Genomic DNA, 17,338 nt, shown 5'->3' with positions numbered 1-17,338 from the left:
ATCTGTAAATGCAAAGCAACATGATTGTGGGGGCGGCAATTCATCACATTGAGAAGGCATTGTCGTGGTTTGTCGGGCTTGGGTTCGCATTTTGGCTGGCGGGCTGCGCGCCGACGGTAATTCCCGCTGGCGATCCGATCGCCAGCGTTAGAATGACCGAAAATGCGTTTATGGCGTCTGATGGGGCATCTTTGCCGTTGCAGTATTGGGGGCCGGTTGATGATCCGGATGCGGTAATCCTTGGTCTGCATGGGTTTGGCGATTATGCGAACGCGTTTGACGAAGCCGGAACGGAGTTAGCTTCTGAAAATATTGCGCTTTTTGCCTATGATCAGCGCGGATTTGGCCGCACGGCGACACGGCCATTCTGGCCGGGAACGCAAAGCCTGATCAATGATGCATCTGATATGCTCGTCATTCTTCGCATGCGATATCCGGGGCGACCGATCTATTTGATGGGGGACTCGATGGGGGGTGCAGTTGCAATTGTGACAGCTGCGTCGCGCCCCCAATGGATGGACGGGGTTATTCTGGTCGCACCGGCAGTCTGGAACCGCGACATGATGCCATGGTATCAGACAGCACCATTATCGATGATTTCCAATAGTTTGCCGTGGTTGCCCCTGTCGGGGCAGGGGCTTGATATATGGCCGTCTGACAATATCGAAATGCTTCGTCGTCTATCTCGTGATCCGTACATGATGAAATCGGTGCGGGTCGACATGGTTGCAGGACTGGCAGATTTAATGGATTTGGCGCAGCAGCGGGCTGGCGATATCGATATTCCGACACTTTTGATGTCAGGTCAGCAGGATCAGGTTATTCCACCGGGGGCGGTTGCCGCGATTGCAGATAACATGCGGGCGTCAAATAGCGATCAAAGCACGATTTGTCTTTATCGCGACGGCTATCACATGCTGTTGCGGGACCTGAATGGGCCAACGGTGATCGGCGATATCGGACGTTGGATAAAGGGTGGCGGTACCGCGCGGGATTTTTCGTGCCGGGTCAACTGATTGCATTTTGACCGGGGATCACCGATCAGGTAGCATTTTTAATCAGTTGCATATGGTTGCCATGCTTGTTACGCGGTGCGACCATCACGATATGGCACCTATCGCCTTTGCGTATTTGGTGGTGCTTTCAGCCATGTTTTTCGGAGGATCAGGACCGGCATGCTAAGGACCGTTCGGGCGAAGTTCCTGGGTGTAGCGGCCTTTTTTGTCGTTTGGCTTGTGGTGGCTACCGGGTTCTCCGTCATTCAGTCGTTGGGGATCAATGGCGATCTTGAAGCGGTGTCGCGCTATGTCACGCCGGTGAAAGATGCGCTTTCCGATGTGCGTTCCCGTCAGCTTGAGCAGATTTCGCTGATCGACCGTTATATGCGTGTGGTCGAGAATGAAGGACCGGATGCATCGCTTTTGAGTGGCATCGAAATCGAAATTGATGCCAAGCAGACCCAGATCGAACAGGCTTTTCGCAAGGCGTTCACATCGGCAGCCCTTGGCCGAGCACAGGCATCAGGTCATTTTGATCAGGGCGTCTTGCTTGATCTTGATGTGCGGATGCGTGAATTTGCCGATATTGCCGCCCAGTTCAATCTGGGGGTTGAACGGCTGCTTGGCAGGGTACGCGATGGCGATCTTGACGATGCGCAACGTCAGGAAAATCTGGTGCGTGGCATTCATCGCAATATCGTGCTTGATCTGCGCAGCGAGATTTTGCTGCTGGAAAAATATTCCAGCGAAACAGTCGAAAATGTCTCAGCCCGCGAAGATTTCCTGATCCAGGCCGAATTCATCATGATGCTGGCCGCGGTGGTGATTGGCATTTCCTTGGCCTACTATCTGGCGCAGGCAGTGGTCAAAGCGGTTCGTGATACGACCAATGCGTTAAACAGCGTGCAGTCGGGCAAGCTCGATACCAGCCTTGATTTCAAGGGCAAGGGCGATTTTGCCCGTTTGGCGGATGCCTTTAACCGAATGACGCGTGAATTACGTGTCCGGTTCCGGATGCGCGAACGGTTTGGCAAATATATTGATCCAAAGATTATCAATAACCTGCTGTCGCAGGAAACCGCGCTTGAGACCTCGCAGAAGCGTGTAATGACGGTTAGCGTCGTCAACCTGACCAATTTTGACTGGATGGCGGAGCATATCCCGCCCGAGAAACTCGTCGATTTTCTGAATGACTATCTGACGGCCATGACCGAACCGATTGCCAACCACAGCGGCATTATCGATAACTTTGTCGGGGATCGGGTGATTGGATTCTGGGGGCCGCCCTTCTGCGGGGAAAAAAGCCATGCCGGGCATGCCTGTCTGGCAGCGTTGGAGCAGGTGGCACGCTTTAACGCGCTGAAGACCAAATATGCCGACCTGATTGGCGATCACGGACTTGATATTCGGGTTGGTATTGCAACCGGCGAGGTTGTTGTCGGCTCCATCGGGACGGATAAATCACGGTCTTATACGGTGGTCGGCGACTGTGTGAACTATGCCAACCGTCTTGAAAAGGCCAACCGGATTTATGGTACGCAAATTCTGGCGTCGCATGAAACCGCCAGCATGGCAGCTGGCGAAATCGAGATGCGTGATCTCGACCATGTCGTGCTGCTGGGGACCGAGCATGTGGTCTATCTCTATGAAGTGCTGGCGCAGTCCGGACAGCTGAGCGATGAACGTCGCGAGTGGCGCAAAACCTATGAGATGGCGATTGCGCTTTATCGCGAGGGCGAGTTTGATAAGGCGCAGCCGCTGTTTGAGGAAGTTCAGGAGGGTATCGGCAGCGATTTTGCCGCCCAGCTCATGCTTAACCGAATGGAACGTCTGCAGCGCCGTGAACAGGACCGGGAATGGAACGGGACCTGGATCGTACGGGATCCCTACGAGCGACGTGATGTCGAAAGCTGATCGTGTGATATGTAGCAACCAGAATTTAACCAAACGGTCGATAGGATGCTGATTGGCAGGGGCCGTCAAAAATCCTTGCCCGCGACGGACAAAACCTGTATCACCCAACCGCTCGGGCCGTGCTGCCCGATGCCTATTGCGCACCCGTAGCTCAGCTGGATAGAGCGTTGCCCTCCGAAGGCAAAGGCCACAGGTTCGAATCCTGTCGGGTGCGCCAATTTTCTTCGGAATATTTTCAAAGACTTCCGATTAAGGGCTGGCAAAGCGTTTTCTGACCATTAATCTGCACGCGGATCAATTGCAGACGAGATGGATGAGACATGCGTGGATATCTTCATGATTTTGCAGGAACCAATGTGCTGTTTGCCATGGCGGCAAATCAGGAATATGGCCTTCATCTTGAAAAACTGTTCAAACCACTGATGATCGGCATCGGTCCGGTTGAGGCGGCAATTAATCTGAGCGCAGCCTTGACGGAGCTGAAATTGGTGAGCGATTTGCCCGATCTGGTGGTAACCCTTGGATCGGCAGGTTCGCGCACGCTTAAGCAGGCGGCGGTTTATCAGGCGTCATCGGTGTCTTACCGCGATATGGATTGCTCAGCACTTGGTTTTGAGAAGGGGATTACGCCCTATCTGAATCTTCCGGCGGTTATGGAATTGCCTTATCGCATTCCAGGGGTGGCGGAAGCCCGTTTGTCGACGGGGGCAAACGTTGTCTCGGGTGTCGCTTATGATGCAATTGATGCCGATATGGTCGATATGGAAACTTATGCCATTCTGCGCGTTTGCCAGAAGTTTGACGTGCCGCTAATCGGTTTGCGCGGAATTTCCGATGGCAAGGAAGAGCTCAAAAAGCTTTCGGATTGGACAGCTTATTTGCATGTCATTGACGAGAAGCTGGCAGACGCGGTTGGCAAGTTGCGCAAGGCGCTTGAAAATGACGAGATCACCTTGCCAAATGGTAAGTGACCTCGTCGTATTTCATAGCTTTTCAGATCAACTACCTGCGCGAATTTGATCCAGTGTCTTGATCGGGGTTAAGGCCTGCGGATCAACCTGCACCTCGATAATTGCCGGTTTTCCGGAATTCATCGCACGTTCAAAAGCCGGGCCGAAATGTTCGGTCTTGGTAACGGTTTCGCCATGTCCGCCAAAGGCAATGGCGTAGGCGGCAAAATCCGGGTTGCGCAGCTGGGTGCCGGAAACGCGACCGGGATAATTGCGTTCCTGATGCATGCGGATGGTGCCGAACATGCCGTTATTGACCACGATCACGATGATGTTCGCCCCATACTGAACCGCCGTTGCGAATTCCTGGCCGTGCATCAAAAAGCATCCGTCACCGGCAAGACAGATCGACGGGCGATCCGGATGGGTCAGCTTGGCGGCCACAGATGCCGGAAGGCCATAGCCCATCGAACCCGAAGTTGGTGCGAGTTCGGTGCGATATTTGCCATACCGGAAGAAGCGGTGCAGGAAGGCGGCATAGTTGCCAGCCCCGTTGGTCACAATTGCGTCTTCGGGTAGCATTTCGCGAAGTTGCGCAACGACATGTGCCATTTTCACGTCACCCGGCGTATCAAGCGGGGTCGAGAATTTCAGATATGAAGTGTGGGCCGTTTCAATCTGCTCTTCACGGCCGCTTCCGTCCACTGGTTCCATCATAGCAATCGCACGGATAAAGGACCGTTGGGACGCATTGATTGCGATATCAGGGCGATAAACACGGCCCAGTTCATCGGGGCCTGCGTAAACATGAATCAGTTTCTGTTTCGGGCAGGGAATTTCAAGCAGGCTGTAACCGCTACTGGTCATTTCCCCCATGCGCGACCCGACAAGGATCACAAGGTCGCTTTCGCGAATGAATTGCGCCAGTTCCGGATTGATCCCGATACCGACATCGCCAATGAAATGGCTGTGCGTGTTCGGGATGTAATCCTGACAGCGGAAACTGGTGGCGATCGCAACATTGTTTCGTTTTGCAAACGACTTAAGGTTTTCGGTGGTTTCTGCGGTCCATCCACCACCGCCAACGATCATGATCGGCTGTTTCGCATCTGCTAGCGCACCGCGGAACCGGGCGATATCTTCGGGCGCAGTTTTGGCTTCGATCGGGACATAGGGTTTTGCATCGGCAACATCGGCGGCAGATGATAGCATATCTTCCGGCAGTGCAAGGACGACTGGTCCGGGGCGACCGGATGTCGAGATATGATAGGCGTGGCTGATATATTCCGGGATGCGGTTGATGTCGTCGATCTGGGCAACCCACTTGCAAAGCGGTTCGAACATCTTGCGATAGTCGACTTCCTGAAAGGCTTCGCGATCAAGCATGTCACGCCCGATCTGACCGACCAGAAGGATCATCGGGGTGCTGTCCTGATGGGCGACATGCACGCCCGCCGACGCATTGGTTGCACCTGGACCGCGCGTGACCATGCAGATGCCGGGTTTTCCGGTCAGTTTGCCGTGCGCCTCGGCCATAATGGCGGCACCGCCTTCCTGGCGGCAGATGATTGGTTCTATATCGGGATGGTCGACCAGGCCATCGAGAACAGCCAGATAGCTCTCACCGGGAACAAGATAAACCCGTTCGCAGCCATGAAGGGCAAGTTGATCGACCAGTATGCGTCCGCCGTGACGCATTTCCGCAGTATTCGACATTCGGGGCTCCCTGAGATGCGCATTGTCTTGGTGGGGCGCTTTTGCGCGTGACCGGATTTCATCATGGTTAAACCGGCCCGTAAAGATGGGGTTCACCTTGAAACAGATTTTTTCGTCAATCTTTTGAAATCGTTCCAATTAGATTGATCGCTTATTCGCTTACAACGAGATTTAAAAATACCGTTCCGTGATGTGAATAATATCACCAGGCAATACAATGCTTTGCTCGTTGGCCTGAATCTCGACGCGATTATCGTCGCGGCCACGCATGATAATGATGTCATCCTGATCGGCGCGATAAGTGTAACCGCCACCAAGTGCGACGGCATTCAATACGTTCATTCCTGAAGCATACCCGTACTCACCGGGCTCATTGACTTCGCCAATAATATAGACGGGGCGGAAATGAAGAACATCAATGGATACAACGGGATGGCGTAGATAACCGTCTGCAAGGACGTTGGCGATGGTTTGCTGTGCGGCTTGTGGCGTGAGGTCGCGCAAGGTAACCGTTCCGATCAGGGGCAGAGTGACGGATCCGTCTGCACCGACCGAGAAATCACCTGAAAGAGATTCCTCGTCGAAAACCGTGATACGCAGCTTGTCTCCGCTATCAATCGTGTAGACGGTCTGGGCATGAACGCCACCTGAAACCGCGAACAAAAGGATTGCAGTCAGAATTATGTTTTTCATGACATCACATTTTCAACCGAAGCGTCAGCAAAGCGCGATTGCGGCGATAATCATGGCCGGTTTCGTTTGATTTACGCTGGTCATATCGCCAGGAACCATCCAGTTCCGTAAAACGGTTGAGTTCATAACGCACGCCCCCGCCAAAGCGCATTAATTTGTCAGTACGTCCAGCCCCCTCAAACCGATCCTGCTGATAGCCAGCGTTAAGGCGGATGCTTAGCCAGCGGCGCAGTTCATGTTCAATACCGGCATCGAAGCTTTCACCGATAATTCCGCTAGCACCGGTAACGGTGGTTTCCCCGATTTCGCGTTTGGCACGGAAATCCAACGCAGTCATGCGTGTAATATTCCATGTTGTTGCGGCACGAAGTGAAAATCCTTCGTTATTTTGCAAACGGGAATCCTCATAAATTTGCGACATCCATCCAGCCCCGAGATCGGCCTTAATCAAATTGGTAAGGTCAAATGTCATGCCGCCCAGCAACCGGTAACCGTTTGAATTGCGAAAAATATCTTGATCGTCGGGGGTACTTTCATATTCTCGTTGGTTCAAGGTGGTTTCGCCATAAGCTTCGCGGCCTAGTCCCAGTTGATACGAAGCCCGCATGATCAGCCGCAATTCAGTCCGATCCCGATCATCATTATTGGCAATGTCACCATTGGTGAGCGCGGTATCGTCAAAATCAAGCTGCCGAAAGGCCATGGCGGCACGGTAGTGGACATCACCGGCAAAATAGCGAAGGGCAATTTCAGTATTTTTCTCGTCATAGGTGACGGGTTCGCTGGCACCGGTCGGAATATCATCACCGCCGCGATCTTCGTGACCTTTGGCGATACGGAAATCGCTATCAACAGCAAATGCCGGGCCGATATCCGATCCGGCGGAAACACCAAGTTCGCCATCCAGATAATCATCTTCGCCTGATTTGGCGTAAAACCCAGCATCACCAAGAGCTTCAAGTCGTAAGCGGGCCCTTTGCCAATTTGATTGCAAGGTTAAAGCAGGTACTACCCGGCTAATGGTGTCGGACTTTTGGTAGCTATCGGACAGAAAAATATTGTCGTTGAATTCCTCTGTCACTGAAAGCGATGGCACCAAATCAAAAAGGCCAAGCTGAATTGTTGTATCTCGCCTGTTCTTTTGTGTCGGTTCAGACTTTGCAAAAGCCATAGGGTTGAAACAGTTGGCCAGCACAATGCTGAAACATAGTGAAGCGGTCTTAAAGCCAGCGTTTTTCATCCGGTACGACATGATGACAGCGTTTCAGGGGATGTGCGCTTAGGGCCATTCACCCAGTACCAAGGGCGCGTGACTGTGCAGATCAAAATAAGTATGTCAGATGTCAAAGATTGCTGGTTGATATAGAGAAGATCACAGTCAAGGCGGCTTTTCAGATCAGAACTAGACTGAATTGGGCCGCGCCAACCATTGATCTGGGCCAGGCCTGTAATGCCAGGTGGCACCTGATGGCGTGCATTATAAAACGCAAAGTGCCGGGCGAAATCGTGATTGTCCGCTGGTGTATGCGGGCGCGGCCCGATAAGTGACATATCACCACGAACGATATTGAAAAGCTGCGGCAGCTCGTCCAGACCCCAGCGCCGAATGAAATTACAGAATTTTGTCGGTGGCAGAGGTGTGCCGTCCGGGCGCATCGAACCCCAAAGAGTGCAGAACTTATAAATATTGAAAGGCCTGCCAAGATACCCGATGCGAACCTGTTTGAAAAATACGGGGCCACGATGATCGCATTTCAGGGCTATCGCTATCATAAATAGTAAAGGCAGGGCCGCGATAAGTAAGGTTGTGGCAACTGAAAGATCAAAGAGCCGTTTCGGCAAAGGACTTTGGCCGTGTAAGCCGAATGTTTGCGAGCTCCGCCCCGAAAGCCTCATTTGCATTTTCTGTTCCCCGCCCGGAATGTGCAGGAAAAGATTAGCGAATTAATCGTAAGACGCCAACGCTTTATAACTAAAGGTTGTTTAAACGCTTTTGACGATATCGTTCGAACCACTTTGCCATGATTGGTGCCAGCAATACGATCTCGAAAATGCGGACGATATGATGGAAAGCAACAAAGCTTGGTTCGACATTCAGCGCTAGCGCGATCAGGGACATTTCCGCAACGCCTCCCGGTGCGAAGGCGAGCAGAACAGCAATATAATCAAGATTCAGCCAGTCAGAAACAAACCAGGCCACTCCGCCGGTGAAGGCAAGGATCAGCACAGTGGCAAAGATCGAATAACCTGCAAGACGGGCGAGGAAGGAGAGCTTTACCCCGGCAAAGCGACTGCCAATTGCCGAGCCGAGAATCAGAAGGCTTCCGGCCAATAACCATCCGGGCAGATTGCCCTCTACAAGGCCGGTTACATGCAAAACCATGCTGGCCATCATGGCCCCGGTCATTTCGGCGGCGGGAATGCCGATTTTTCGGAAAACCAGGACGGTTGCAATCGCACAGAATGCCGTGATCAGTCCCTCGGACAACGTCATCTGGATGGCTTCGCTATCGCCATGACCACTTGCGACGACACCGGTGATCATAAGGACGATCAATGGTGCTGACATGACCAGAAGCAGAACGCGTAAACCCTGTGTGAGGGCGATTTCCTGTTCGTTGCCGCCTGCGGCGGCACCCAGAACCACCATTGGCGTCAAACCGCCCGGTGTGGCTGAAAACAAAGCCGTTGCCGGATCGAGTTTTGCGACCTTGCTGTAAAACCAGGTAACAACAAGCGTGATGATCGGAACGTAAAGCAGAACCGCAATCATACTGATCGGCCATCGGGCCGCCTGATCAAGGGTATCTGGGGTAAAGGATGCCCCGAGAAATACGCCGATCACACCCAGAATAACGGAGCGAAATCGCATCGGGATACCCATGCGGACACGCAGCAGGCTGGCGACAAAGGTCGCGAGCATTGGCCCCATCATCCAGGCAAGCGGCATATTGATGCCGTGTGCGATCAACCCGCCCACAAGCCCTATGCCAAGTGCCACAAACAGGTTTTTGAAAAATTTCGGGGTGAGGCTGCTGGAAAGGCGGTTGATCCAACTGTCGTCTGCGGGCCTTTCCGGCGGGACGCTCATTATTATGCCTCGGCCTTGTTCTTGTTGATCTGGTCAAGGAAGCCGTCGATCGCATCACGCAGGCGGGCAGCTTCGGCATTCAGGGTGTTTGTCGCACGCGAAACGTTTTCCGATCCTGTGTGAACGCGGGCGGTTTCCGTGTCCAATGCACCAACTGCATCGGCAACTGTCCGCATGCCACCATTGGCATCATGGATGCTGGTCGATATGCCATTGGTCGAGGCTTGTTGTTCTTCCACCGCTGCCGCAATGGCCGCGGCTGATTGATCAACTTCACCAATAACATTGGCAACGGATTCAAGAGCACTGACAACATTGTCCGTCAGACCGCGGATTTCTTCGACCTGTGCCGAAATGTCCTCGGTCGCGCGGGCGGTTTGCGATGCAAGGTTTTTAACCTCGCCTGCGACAACGGCAAAGCCTTTGCCTGCGTCACCGGCACGTGCTGCCTCGATCGTTGCGTTCAATGCCAGAAGGTTTGTCTGGTTGGCGATGTCTTCGATCAGCGTAACAATATCACCAATTCGCTGGGTTGCTTCGGTCAGCTGTTCAAACAGGGCGCGGGAATGTTCACTCTCAGTGCGGGCGCGTCCGGCAACTTCGGCTGATTTCTGTGCCTGCTGGCCAATTTCGCCGATGGCCTCTGACAGGCTGGCGGTGGTTTGTGATACGGCCTCGATATGATGCAGGACAGCTTCGGAATGATGGTTGGCATCAGCAGCACGTGCGGTGGCCGATGTCGCAATCTGTTCCATGTCGTTGGCCGAGCCGTTCAGTGACCCGAATTCACGGTCAAATCCGCCGAGAGCTTCCTGGACGGCACGCTGGAAATTGTCGGTTGCCTTAACCAGTTCAAGCTGGCGTTCGCGTTCTATCTTTCGCACGCGTTCGCGTTCATGACGCAGTGTTTCGGCTTCTTTTGACTGATCGCGAAGAACGGTTACCGAGCGCGCAACCACGCCAATCTCGTCACGGCGCTGCACACCACGAATTTCCACATCAAGGTCACCCTTGGAAATCTGTTCGATCAGTTGCGCAAGATCGGTCATCGGGCGCGAAATACGGCGTGAAACAAAAACTGAAACGACTGCCGCGACAAAGATCACGACAATCGCGACAATGACGAAGACCTTCTGAAGTGTTTCGGCCTGCGCTTGGGCGTTGCCAAATGATGTGGTGGCAACTTCCTGAGACTGCACGAGAATTTTCTGCAACGGTACTTGCAGTGCGCGGAAGGACTCATCGGCACGCGCAATAACCTCAAGCGCGCCATAGATATTCATCTCGCTTTCGATCAGGAACTGATCGACTTCGTTCATATAGGTGTCGTAGGCGGTGGTAAATTCATCGCCGCCGACTTCTGCCAGACGTTCGGCAAGCGGGGCCAGTTCGGTAGACAGATTACCGGCCTTTTCGCGAAGTTCGGGAACCGCGGCGGCATTAACGCCGTTGGAATCCCACGTCAGAATCCGGAAAAGGCTTCCGTGCGCTTCGTTCAGTGCGTCACTGAGTGTCAGCGCATCGGAACGGCGTTCATAAGCTTCGACGCGAAGGTTGTTCAGCGTTTCCTTTTCGCTTTCCAATGTCAGAACCGTTGCGATACCCATCGCAATGATCACAACCATCAGAAAAACAGGAACCAAAAGGGTTTTCGGGCCGATTGAAAGATTATCGAGAAAACGCATCGCTTTTGTATCCTTCGCGTCGAAGATATTTGGTCTTACATTTCGCCGTCGTTCGGAACGGCCTTGCGGTTGCGGAACCACTGACGGGTGTTCCCGACAAGCGGTGCCAACAGGAAGGCAATGCTGATCAAAAGGATTATAAGCGTAATCGGGCGTTCCCAAAGGAAGGAAATCGAACCATCACTGATCATCAATGCGCGACGCAGGTTTTCTTCCATCATTTCGCCCAGGATGAAGCCCAGCAGCATGGGTGCCATCGGATAATTCAACAGGCGCAGGCCAATGGCAATTGCCGCGGCCAAGACCATCATGTGAATATCCATGGTGTTAAACGTCACCAGATAAACACCGATCAGCGAGAAGAACAGGACGAACGGAACCAGCAACTGTTGCGGCAGTGCCAGCAAACGCGAGATGTACGGGATCAGCGGCAGGTTCAGAACCAGCAGAACGATATTGCCGATATACATCGAAATGATGACCGACCAGAACACGTCAGGCTGTTCGACGAACAGACGCGGACCTGGCTGAACACCATAAGAAATCAGCGCACCCATCATCACAGCAGTGGTTCCCGAACCCGGGATACCAAGTGTTAGAAGCGGGACGAACGAACCGGAACATGCCGCGTTGTTTGCCGTTTCCGGCGCTGTGAGACCACGGATTGATCCCTTGCCAAACTTGAGCTTTTCCTTGGCACTGGCTAGGTTGCGTTCAAGGCCATAGGCAAGGAAGGACGCGATCGTTGCACCGGCACCCGGAAGAACGCCGGTGAAGAAACCAAGCACCGAGGAGCGGGCGATGACCGGGGTCATGATTTTGACCTCTTCCTTCGTCAGCTTCATGGAGCCGAGGTTTCTAAGTGCTTTTTGTTCGTCAGTACGGGTATCCTTGGTCGGACGCAGAATCTGCAGAAGGGCTTCGGACAGGGCAAATGTCGACATCGCCAGCAACAGGAAGCTAATGCCGTCGACAAGGTCCATGCTGCCAAAGGTGAAGCGCGCAACGCCAGCCGCCGGATCGGTGCCGATGGTTGATAGCATGATGCCAAACAGGGTCATCGTGATTGCCTTCAGAACCTGTCCCTTTCCGGCGAACGCGGAAACGGCAGTCAGGCCCAGAACCATCAATGCAAAGTAATCAGCCGACTGGAAGGACAGCGAAACCGAAGCCAGTGCCGGTGCTGCAACCAGAAGGAAGATGGCAGCGATCGTGCCCCCAGAGAAGGAAGAATAGGCCGCGATGGCAAGCGCCTTGCCGGCATGGCCCTGCTGAGCCATCGGGTAACCGTCAAACGCCGTGGCAACGGTTCCGGCAACGCCGGGCGCATTGATCAGGATTGATGATGTCGACCCGCCAAAAATCGCGCCGTAATACACACCAGCCATAAGGATCAGGCCGGTAGAAGGATCAAAGCCATAGGTGATCGGGATCATCAGCGCAATGGCCGTGATCGGACCGAGACCAGGCAACATGCCGATAAAGGTACCGGCAAAACAACCGACAACAACCATCAGAAGGTTGATCGGCATGACCGCGGTCGAAAGACCGGAGAAAATTCCTTCAAGCATTTCTTTCGCCTTAGCCCAGCATTTCGAAGATGTCGCCCGGTGCCAGATAAATCCCCATCAACTGGGACAGCAGGAACCAAAACACGAAAACGACAGGTACGGCTGCACCCAGCAGGACCTTGATGCGGCGTTCACCAAGAACGGCAAAACCGCCCATCAGGAAGATGGTGGTCGAGATCAGGAAGCCGAGATAGCGAATGGTCAGGCCATAGAAGATCATCAATGCGGCAAGCATGATGACCGGTTTCCATTTCATGCCGCGGAATGCGGCAAGGAGGCTGCCGGCCTCTCGATTGGCCGGCAGTACCAGTTGGACGAAGGAAACCACACCCAGTACCCACGCCACGGCATTAGGGAGGGTCCGGGCATTGAACGGGGCATCTTCGTCACCGAACAGAAGCGGGATATCGCGAACATAATAGCCATAGATCAGCGCAAGGCACAAAAAGAGCAATGCGCCGAACTTGTCACGATTGATGGACATGGCGTGGTTTCCTTCAGAGGTCTTTTTTATTGCAGGTCGAGATGGCTTATTTCAGGAAGCCAAGTTCACGCATCAGATCGCCAACCGTTTTTTCCTGATTTTCCATGAACGCGGAAAACTCGGCACGCGGCTTGTAGAACTTTTCCCAGCCGTTACGCTTGCGAACGACTTCCCATTCTTCGGTTGCCTGAACGTCTTTCAGAATCTTGGCGTATTCGTCCGCCTTTTCAGCCGAAAGAGCCGGGGAACCGAAATAACCACGCCAGTTGATGAATTCAGCATTAATGCCAAGCTCACCCAGCGAAGGAACGTCCGGAGCAACTTCGATCCGATCGGTCGAGGTCACAGCCAGAATACGAATCTGACCTGCTTTGTGCAGTTCAAGAAGTTCGCCAAGACCGGTCGAAATGACCTCGGTTTCACCCGACAGGAGACCGGCAATTGCTTTGCCACCGGCGTCGTAAGGAATGTATTTCACCTGTTTGGCATCACCGCCGCCCTGCTGAACAGCATAGGCCGCAACAATGTGATCCATACCGCCGCGGACCGAACCGCCACCAAACTTGACCGAGCTCGGATCAGCTTTGATCGCTTCGACAACATCGGTAAAGGATTTGTAAGGGCTGTCAGCCGGAACGCCAAACGCGGCATATTCAGCAACAACACCGGCAATCGGGGTCAGGTCACGGAACGACTGCGGGAATACGCCGGTCAAAGAACGGATGATGATCGGGGTGGAGTTGACCATCAGGGTGTTGTCGAGGCGATCTGCAGCTTCGATCATGTAGGCAATGGCTTTACCACCACCGCCTCCAGACATGTTTTCATAAGACGCCGTACCGACCAGACCAGATTTGGTCAGGGCTTCACCGGTACCACGTGCAGTGCTGTCCCAGCCACCGCCGGCACCACCCGGAACGATGAAGTGGATATCATTAACTTCCTGCGCTTTGGCATCAAAGGCGCCAAATGCAGCAGTTGAAACGGCAACAGCAGTTGCTGCAGCCAAGAATCCGCGACGTGAGAACATCGTCAGCTTCGTCATGTTGTCGTCTCCTCCAGACACAAAAACCTTCCCTGGCCGCCGATTGGCGGCAGGCCGATCAGTTCAGGACAAGGCATCTGCAATGAAGGTCTGGCTGCGCTTGCATTCCGGCGACATGCCGGTACCCCATGACAACAAACAGCTGAAGGCCTCCCTTGCCGATGATCCTTTTTGATTGTCCTTATATCAGATCATTCGACCTGACGGATCGGCAGCGCGAAGACGGTAACAGGCAAACCTGTCACCAACCTGTCATCGCACCAAACAGAGTGAAAAAAGTTCACAGCATTTATGATCATGCGGCAAAAGCCGCTGCGGAAAACGGTTTATGCCGACAATGCTCGTCCACACTCAAGGGCATGTTTCTTCAGGAAAAGAAGTGCTTCCTTGCGTTTCGATTGATTGAACCGGCTGACCGGTCCCGAAAGAGTCAAAACACCAAGCAGCCTGTTCTGCCGGTCCAGAACGGGTACTGCGATTGCTGATATATCCGGATCACGTTCGCCTTCGCTTTGGGAAAAACCGGCTTCAAGAACGTCAATTGCATGATCATCGACGCCATTACCCCATGCGCGTATCACGTGCCCGGCCGCGCCACGATCACAGGGGAGTATCGCACCTTCTTCCAGATGGTGGCGCAGGCTGCTGGGGGAATTTTCGCGAAACAGGCACAGGCGGTTTTCTCCTTCGGGCACATAAAAAGAGGCTGTTTCGCCGCTGGCCAAAACAAGCGCCGACAGATGTGGTCGAACTACGTCATCCATACGAAATGAACGACGATATATTGACCCCAGACGCCACAATGCTGGTCCCAGCCGGTAACGTCCACGCCCCGATATTGCCAGAAACCCCCGCGACTCCAGCGTTCCAGCCAATCGGGTGATCGTGCTTTTATACATCCCCGTGCGTTCAGCAAGGTCCTTGAGCGAAAGATCGGCGTCGCGATCTGTAAAAGCATCAAGAATGACCAGGGCACGTTCAACCGCGCTAACATTCTGTTCTGACATGATTAATCCGATTTCCGTGTGACGGTTGGACCCGATGCAATGTCATTGGGCGTTTTGTGATTGGTCAAAATTCTATATAATAGAATAAAATTCTACCAGACAGAATTTAAGGAAATGTCATGGATACGACCAAACCACTTGCCGGTATTACCGTTCTGGACCTGACCAACGTTCTGGCGGGCCCGTTTTGCTGCCATCAGCTTGCCCATCTGGGGGCTGATGTCATCAAAGTCGAAGCACCCGGTCGGGGGGACCTTGCACGTCAATTGGGCGCGGATCAGGGATTGAATGAAAAGCTGATGGGTGTTTCGTTCATGGCGCAGAATGCCGGGAAACGATCCGTCACGCTGAACCTCAAGGATCCGCGCGGTAAGGAAATACTCAAAAAGCTGGTCGCGAAGGCGGATGTCGTTGTCGAAAATTTCCGACCCGGCGTGATGGATCGGCTTGACCTTGGCTATGATGTGCTGTCGAGGGTAAATCCGGCGCTGGTTTATTGTGCGATTTCGGGTTTCGGGCAAACCGGACCGATGAAAAAGCTGCCTGCCTATGACCAGATCGTGCAGGGGCTTTCGGGCATTATGACAATCACCGGCGAAGAAGATAAGGAAACCTATCGTGTCGGATATCCGATGGCTGACACGATAGGGGGCCTTACCGCCGCATACGCAATCACAGCGGCACTTGCCGGGCGTGCCATGGGAAGCAATGAAGGCAAGGGCAGTTTTATCGATATTTCGATGCTGGAATCCGTAATTGCCACCATGGGGTGGGTGGTGTCGAATTTCCTGATCGCCGGGAAACAGCCAACAGCCAACGGAAACGATAATTTCACATCCTCGCCGTCGGGTACTTTCCGCACACAGGATGGCAAGATCAACATTGCAGCAAACAAACAGGAACAGTTTGAAGCCGTTTGTGATGTTCTGGAATTGCCAGACCTGAAAATCGATCCGCGTTTCATTACCCGAACGGAACGCCTGTCGCATCGCAGGGAACTAAGCGATCTGCTTGAAGGAATACTCGTAACCCGTCCAACAGATCACTGGGTTTCAAAATTCAACGCCGCTGGCGTACCGGCAGGCGCGGTTTTGACCGTGCCGCAGGCACTTTCGCTGCCGCAAATTGCCGATCGCGGGATGCTTGCCGATTTTACCGATGTACCGGGTGCCGAACGTGACATCCGCATTCTGCGTACCGGTATCAAGATGAATGGCGACGCGCCTTCGGTTAATGCGCCACCACCGGTTCTGGGACAGGACAACGAAACCATTCTGGCCACTCTTGGTCTTTCCGCCGAGGAGGTCGCCACCTTGAAAGCCGAGGGCGTGCTATGAGCGATAAAACTGTAAAAGACATTGAAAACGAAGTCAGCGACTGGTGGAAAACATCCATCATCGATATGGAACCGGGGAAAATCCATTTCAGCGGTTACGCCATTGAGGATCTGATCGGCAATATCAGTTTCCCCGGTATGATTTGGTTGATGACGCGCGGTGAGTTACCATCAAAGGGACAGGCAGCCTTGCTTGAGGCCGCGCTTGTCGCGGCAGTCGATCATGGCCCGCAGGCACCGAGTATCGCAATCGCGCGAATGGCTGCGACCTGCGGGGTCGGGTTGAATAACGCGATGGCCAGTGCTGTAAATGTTCTGGGTGATGTTCATGGTGGGGCGGGCGAACAGGCTGTCGGACTTTACCACGATATTGCCGCGCGCATGGATAGCGGCGCAAGCCTGGCCGATGCGACAGCTGCTGGTCTGGATCATCAGATTGCCGAACATGGCAAACATATTCCGGGATTTGGGCATCGTTTCCATCCGCTTGATCCGCGTGCCCCGCGTTTATTGTCGCTTGTTGAAAAGGCGGCTGCAGAGGGCATCGTTTCCGGGCGCTTTGGACAGATCGCCAGTCAGATCGAGGAAACCCTTCTGCAACGCAAAGGCAAACGCATCCCGATGAATATCGACGGTGCGACGGCGGTGATATATGCCGAGCTTGGATTTGCAGCACCTCTTGCACGGGGCTTGTTCTGTTTGTCCCGTTCGGTTGGGATACTCGCTCATGCCTGGGAACAAACCAATCAGGGGGGGCGCAACAAGGGGCCAATTCCGCGTCGTCTGATCTGGAATTATGACGGTCCGGAACGCCGCCCGTTCCCGAAAGATGTCGGCGATCAGTAAGG

General features: G+C 53.6%; 15 protein-coding genes and 1 tRNA gene. 6 read left to right on the top strand and 10 right to left on the bottom strand.

Annotation, left to right across the window (positions count from 1 at the left end; all coding sequences use genetic code 11):
• The first annotated feature begins 8 nt into the window (after positions 1-8).
• The 4 genes from ABIE64_RS06200 to ABIE64_RS06185 all read left to right on the top strand — a co-directional run bounded on the left by ABIE64_RS06200 (position 9) and on the right by ABIE64_RS06185 (position 3,883).
• Positions 9-1,016, top strand: a complete 1,008-nt coding sequence (locus tag ABIE64_RS06200; RefSeq protein WP_223304914.1) for an alpha/beta hydrolase — start codon at positions 9-11, stop codon at positions 1,014-1,016.
• Between the two features lie 159 nt (positions 1,017-1,175).
• Entirely contained in the window at positions 1,176-2,912 is a 1,737-nt protein-coding gene (locus ABIE64_RS06195; RefSeq protein ID WP_354376907.1) for an adenylate/guanylate cyclase domain-containing protein, read from the top strand.
• 140 nt (positions 2,913-3,052) lie between these two features.
• A tRNA-Arg gene (locus tag ABIE64_RS06190) sits at positions 3,053-3,129 on the top strand.
• A gap of 103 nt (positions 3,130-3,232) precedes the next feature.
• Entirely contained in the window at positions 3,233-3,883 is a 651-nt protein-coding gene (locus tag ABIE64_RS06185) for a 5'-methylthioadenosine/S-adenosylhomocysteine nucleosidase (protein WP_354376906.1), read from the top strand.
• Between the two features lie 27 nt (positions 3,884-3,910).
• Here the strand turns inward: ABIE64_RS06185 and ABIE64_RS06180 are convergent, their stop codons facing one another.
• The 10 genes from ABIE64_RS06180 to ABIE64_RS06135 form a co-directional block, all read right to left on the bottom strand.
• A complete protein-coding gene (locus ABIE64_RS06180) occupies positions 3,911-5,578 on the bottom strand; it encodes a thiamine pyrophosphate-binding protein (RefSeq protein ID WP_354376905.1) in 1,668 nt (555 codons plus the stop codon).
• 171 nt (positions 5,579-5,749) lie between these two features.
• Positions 5,750-6,271 carry a polysaccharide biosynthesis/export family protein gene (locus tag ABIE64_RS06175; protein ID WP_063092328.1) on the bottom strand — a complete coding sequence of 174 codons (522 nt, stop codon included), beginning with the start codon at positions 6,269-6,271 and terminating at the stop codon, positions 5,750-5,752.
• Positions 6,272-6,275: 4 nt separating this feature from the next.
• Complete coding sequence (locus ABIE64_RS06170; protein WP_354376904.1) at positions 6,276-7,511, bottom strand: outer membrane beta-barrel protein; 1,236 nt, start codon at positions 7,509-7,511, stop codon at positions 6,276-6,278.
• On the bottom strand, positions 7,508-8,173 hold the full coding sequence (locus tag ABIE64_RS06165) for a sugar transferase (protein WP_354376903.1): 666 nt from the start codon (positions 8,171-8,173) through the stop codon (positions 7,508-7,510). Before ABIE64_RS06165 ends, ABIE64_RS06170 begins: the two co-directional genes overlap by 4 nt.
• Before the next feature lie 70 nt (positions 8,174-8,243).
• The gene (locus tag ABIE64_RS06160) at positions 8,244-9,362 is read right to left on the bottom strand and encodes an AbrB family transcriptional regulator (protein ID WP_354376902.1); all 1,119 of its coding nucleotides are present in this window, start codon (positions 9,360-9,362) and stop codon (positions 8,244-8,246) included.
• Positions 9,363-9,364: 2 nt separating this feature from the next.
• Positions 9,365-11,047, bottom strand: a complete 1,683-nt coding sequence (locus tag ABIE64_RS06155; RefSeq protein ID WP_007088606.1) for a methyl-accepting chemotaxis protein — start codon at positions 11,045-11,047, stop codon at positions 9,365-9,367.
• 35 nt (positions 11,048-11,082) lie between these two features.
• Positions 11,083-12,618 (bottom strand): tripartite tricarboxylate transporter permease, encoded by a 1,536-nt coding sequence (locus ABIE64_RS06150; protein ID WP_354376901.1) that lies wholly within the window; start codon positions 12,616-12,618, stop codon positions 11,083-11,085.
• Positions 12,619-12,628: 10 nt separating this feature from the next.
• The gene (locus ABIE64_RS06145; protein ID WP_007088608.1) at positions 12,629-13,102 is read right to left on the bottom strand and encodes a tripartite tricarboxylate transporter TctB family protein; all 474 of its coding nucleotides are present in this window, start codon (positions 13,100-13,102) and stop codon (positions 12,629-12,631) included.
• Between the two features lie 46 nt (positions 13,103-13,148).
• Positions 13,149-14,147: a tripartite tricarboxylate transporter substrate binding protein gene (locus ABIE64_RS06140; protein ID WP_007088609.1), complete on the bottom strand. Its 999-nt coding sequence runs from the start codon at positions 14,145-14,147 to the stop codon at positions 13,149-13,151.
• A gap of 326 nt (positions 14,148-14,473) precedes the next feature.
• Positions 14,474-15,154, bottom strand: coding sequence for an IclR family transcriptional regulator (locus ABIE64_RS06135; protein WP_007088610.1), 681 nt, complete (start codon positions 15,152-15,154; stop codon positions 14,474-14,476).
• Positions 15,155-15,273: 119 nt separating this feature from the next.
• Here ABIE64_RS06135 and ABIE64_RS06130 point away from each other — a divergent pair, with 119 nt between their 5' ends.
• Both ABIE64_RS06130 and ABIE64_RS06125 read left to right on the top strand, forming a co-directional pair.
• Entirely contained in the window at positions 15,274-16,491 is a 1,218-nt protein-coding gene (locus tag ABIE64_RS06130) for a CaiB/BaiF CoA transferase family protein (RefSeq protein WP_354376900.1), read from the top strand.
• On the top strand, positions 16,488-17,336 hold the full coding sequence (locus tag ABIE64_RS06125; RefSeq protein WP_063092334.1) for a citryl-CoA lyase: 849 nt from the start codon (positions 16,488-16,490) through the stop codon (positions 17,334-17,336). The genes ABIE64_RS06130 and ABIE64_RS06125 overlap by 4 nt, the downstream gene beginning before the upstream one ends.
• Positions 17,337-17,338 lie beyond the last annotated feature (2 nt).

The sequence above is a fragment of the Thalassospira sp. MBR-102 genome, from assembly GCF_040549275.1.
GTDB lineage: Bacteria > Pseudomonadota > Alphaproteobacteria > Rhodospirillales > Thalassospiraceae > Thalassospira > Thalassospira xiamenensis.
This window is presented reverse-complemented; position numbering and strand designations above follow the sequence as displayed.

Bases quoted from the DNA above. Each gene is read 5' to 3' on its own strand.
- ABIE64_RS06135 (WP_007088610.1), bottom strand. From the start codon at position 15,154: ATGTCAGAACAGAATGTTAGCGCGGTTGAACGTGCCCTGGTCATTCTT.
- ABIE64_RS06195 (WP_354376907.1), top strand. From the start codon at position 1,176: ATGCTAAGGACCGTTCGGGCGAAGTTCCTGGGTGTAGCGGCCTTTTTT.
- ABIE64_RS06155 (WP_007088606.1), bottom strand. From the start codon at position 11,047: ATGCGTTTTCTCGATAATCTTTCAATCGGCCCGAAAACCCTTTTGGTT.
- ABIE64_RS06145 (WP_007088608.1), bottom strand. From the start codon at position 13,102: ATGTCCATCAATCGTGACAAGTTCGGCGCATTGCTCTTTTTGTGCCTT.
- ABIE64_RS06150 (WP_354376901.1), bottom strand. From the start codon at position 12,618: ATGCTTGAAGGAATTTTCTCCGGTCTTTCGACCGCGGTCATGCCGATC.
- ABIE64_RS06175 (WP_063092328.1), bottom strand. From the start codon at position 6,271: ATGAAAAACATAATTCTGACTGCAATCCTTTTGTTCGCGGTTTCAGGT.
- ABIE64_RS06180 (WP_354376905.1), bottom strand. From the start codon at position 5,578: ATGTCGAATACTGCGGAAATGCGTCACGGCGGACGCATACTGGTCGAT.
- ABIE64_RS06130 (WP_354376900.1), top strand. From the start codon at position 15,274: ATGGATACGACCAAACCACTTGCCGGTATTACCGTTCTGGACCTGACC.
- ABIE64_RS06185 (WP_354376906.1), top strand. From the start codon at position 3,233: ATGCGTGGATATCTTCATGATTTTGCAGGAACCAATGTGCTGTTTGCC.
- ABIE64_RS06160 (WP_354376902.1), bottom strand. From the start codon at position 9,362: ATGAGCGTCCCGCCGGAAAGGCCCGCAGACGACAGTTGGATCAACCGC.
- ABIE64_RS06165 (WP_354376903.1), bottom strand. From the start codon at position 8,173: ATGCAAATGAGGCTTTCGGGGCGGAGCTCGCAAACATTCGGCTTACAC.
- ABIE64_RS06140 (WP_007088609.1), bottom strand. From the start codon at position 14,147: ATGACGAAGCTGACGATGTTCTCACGTCGCGGATTCTTGGCTGCAGCA.
- ABIE64_RS06170 (WP_354376904.1), bottom strand. From the start codon at position 7,511: ATGAAAAACGCTGGCTTTAAGACCGCTTCACTATGTTTCAGCATTGTG.
- ABIE64_RS06125 (WP_063092334.1), top strand. From the start codon at position 16,488: ATGAGCGATAAAACTGTAAAAGACATTGAAAACGAAGTCAGCGACTGG.
- ABIE64_RS06200 (WP_223304914.1), top strand. From the start codon at position 9: ATGCAAAGCAACATGATTGTGGGGGCGGCAATTCATCACATTGAGAAG.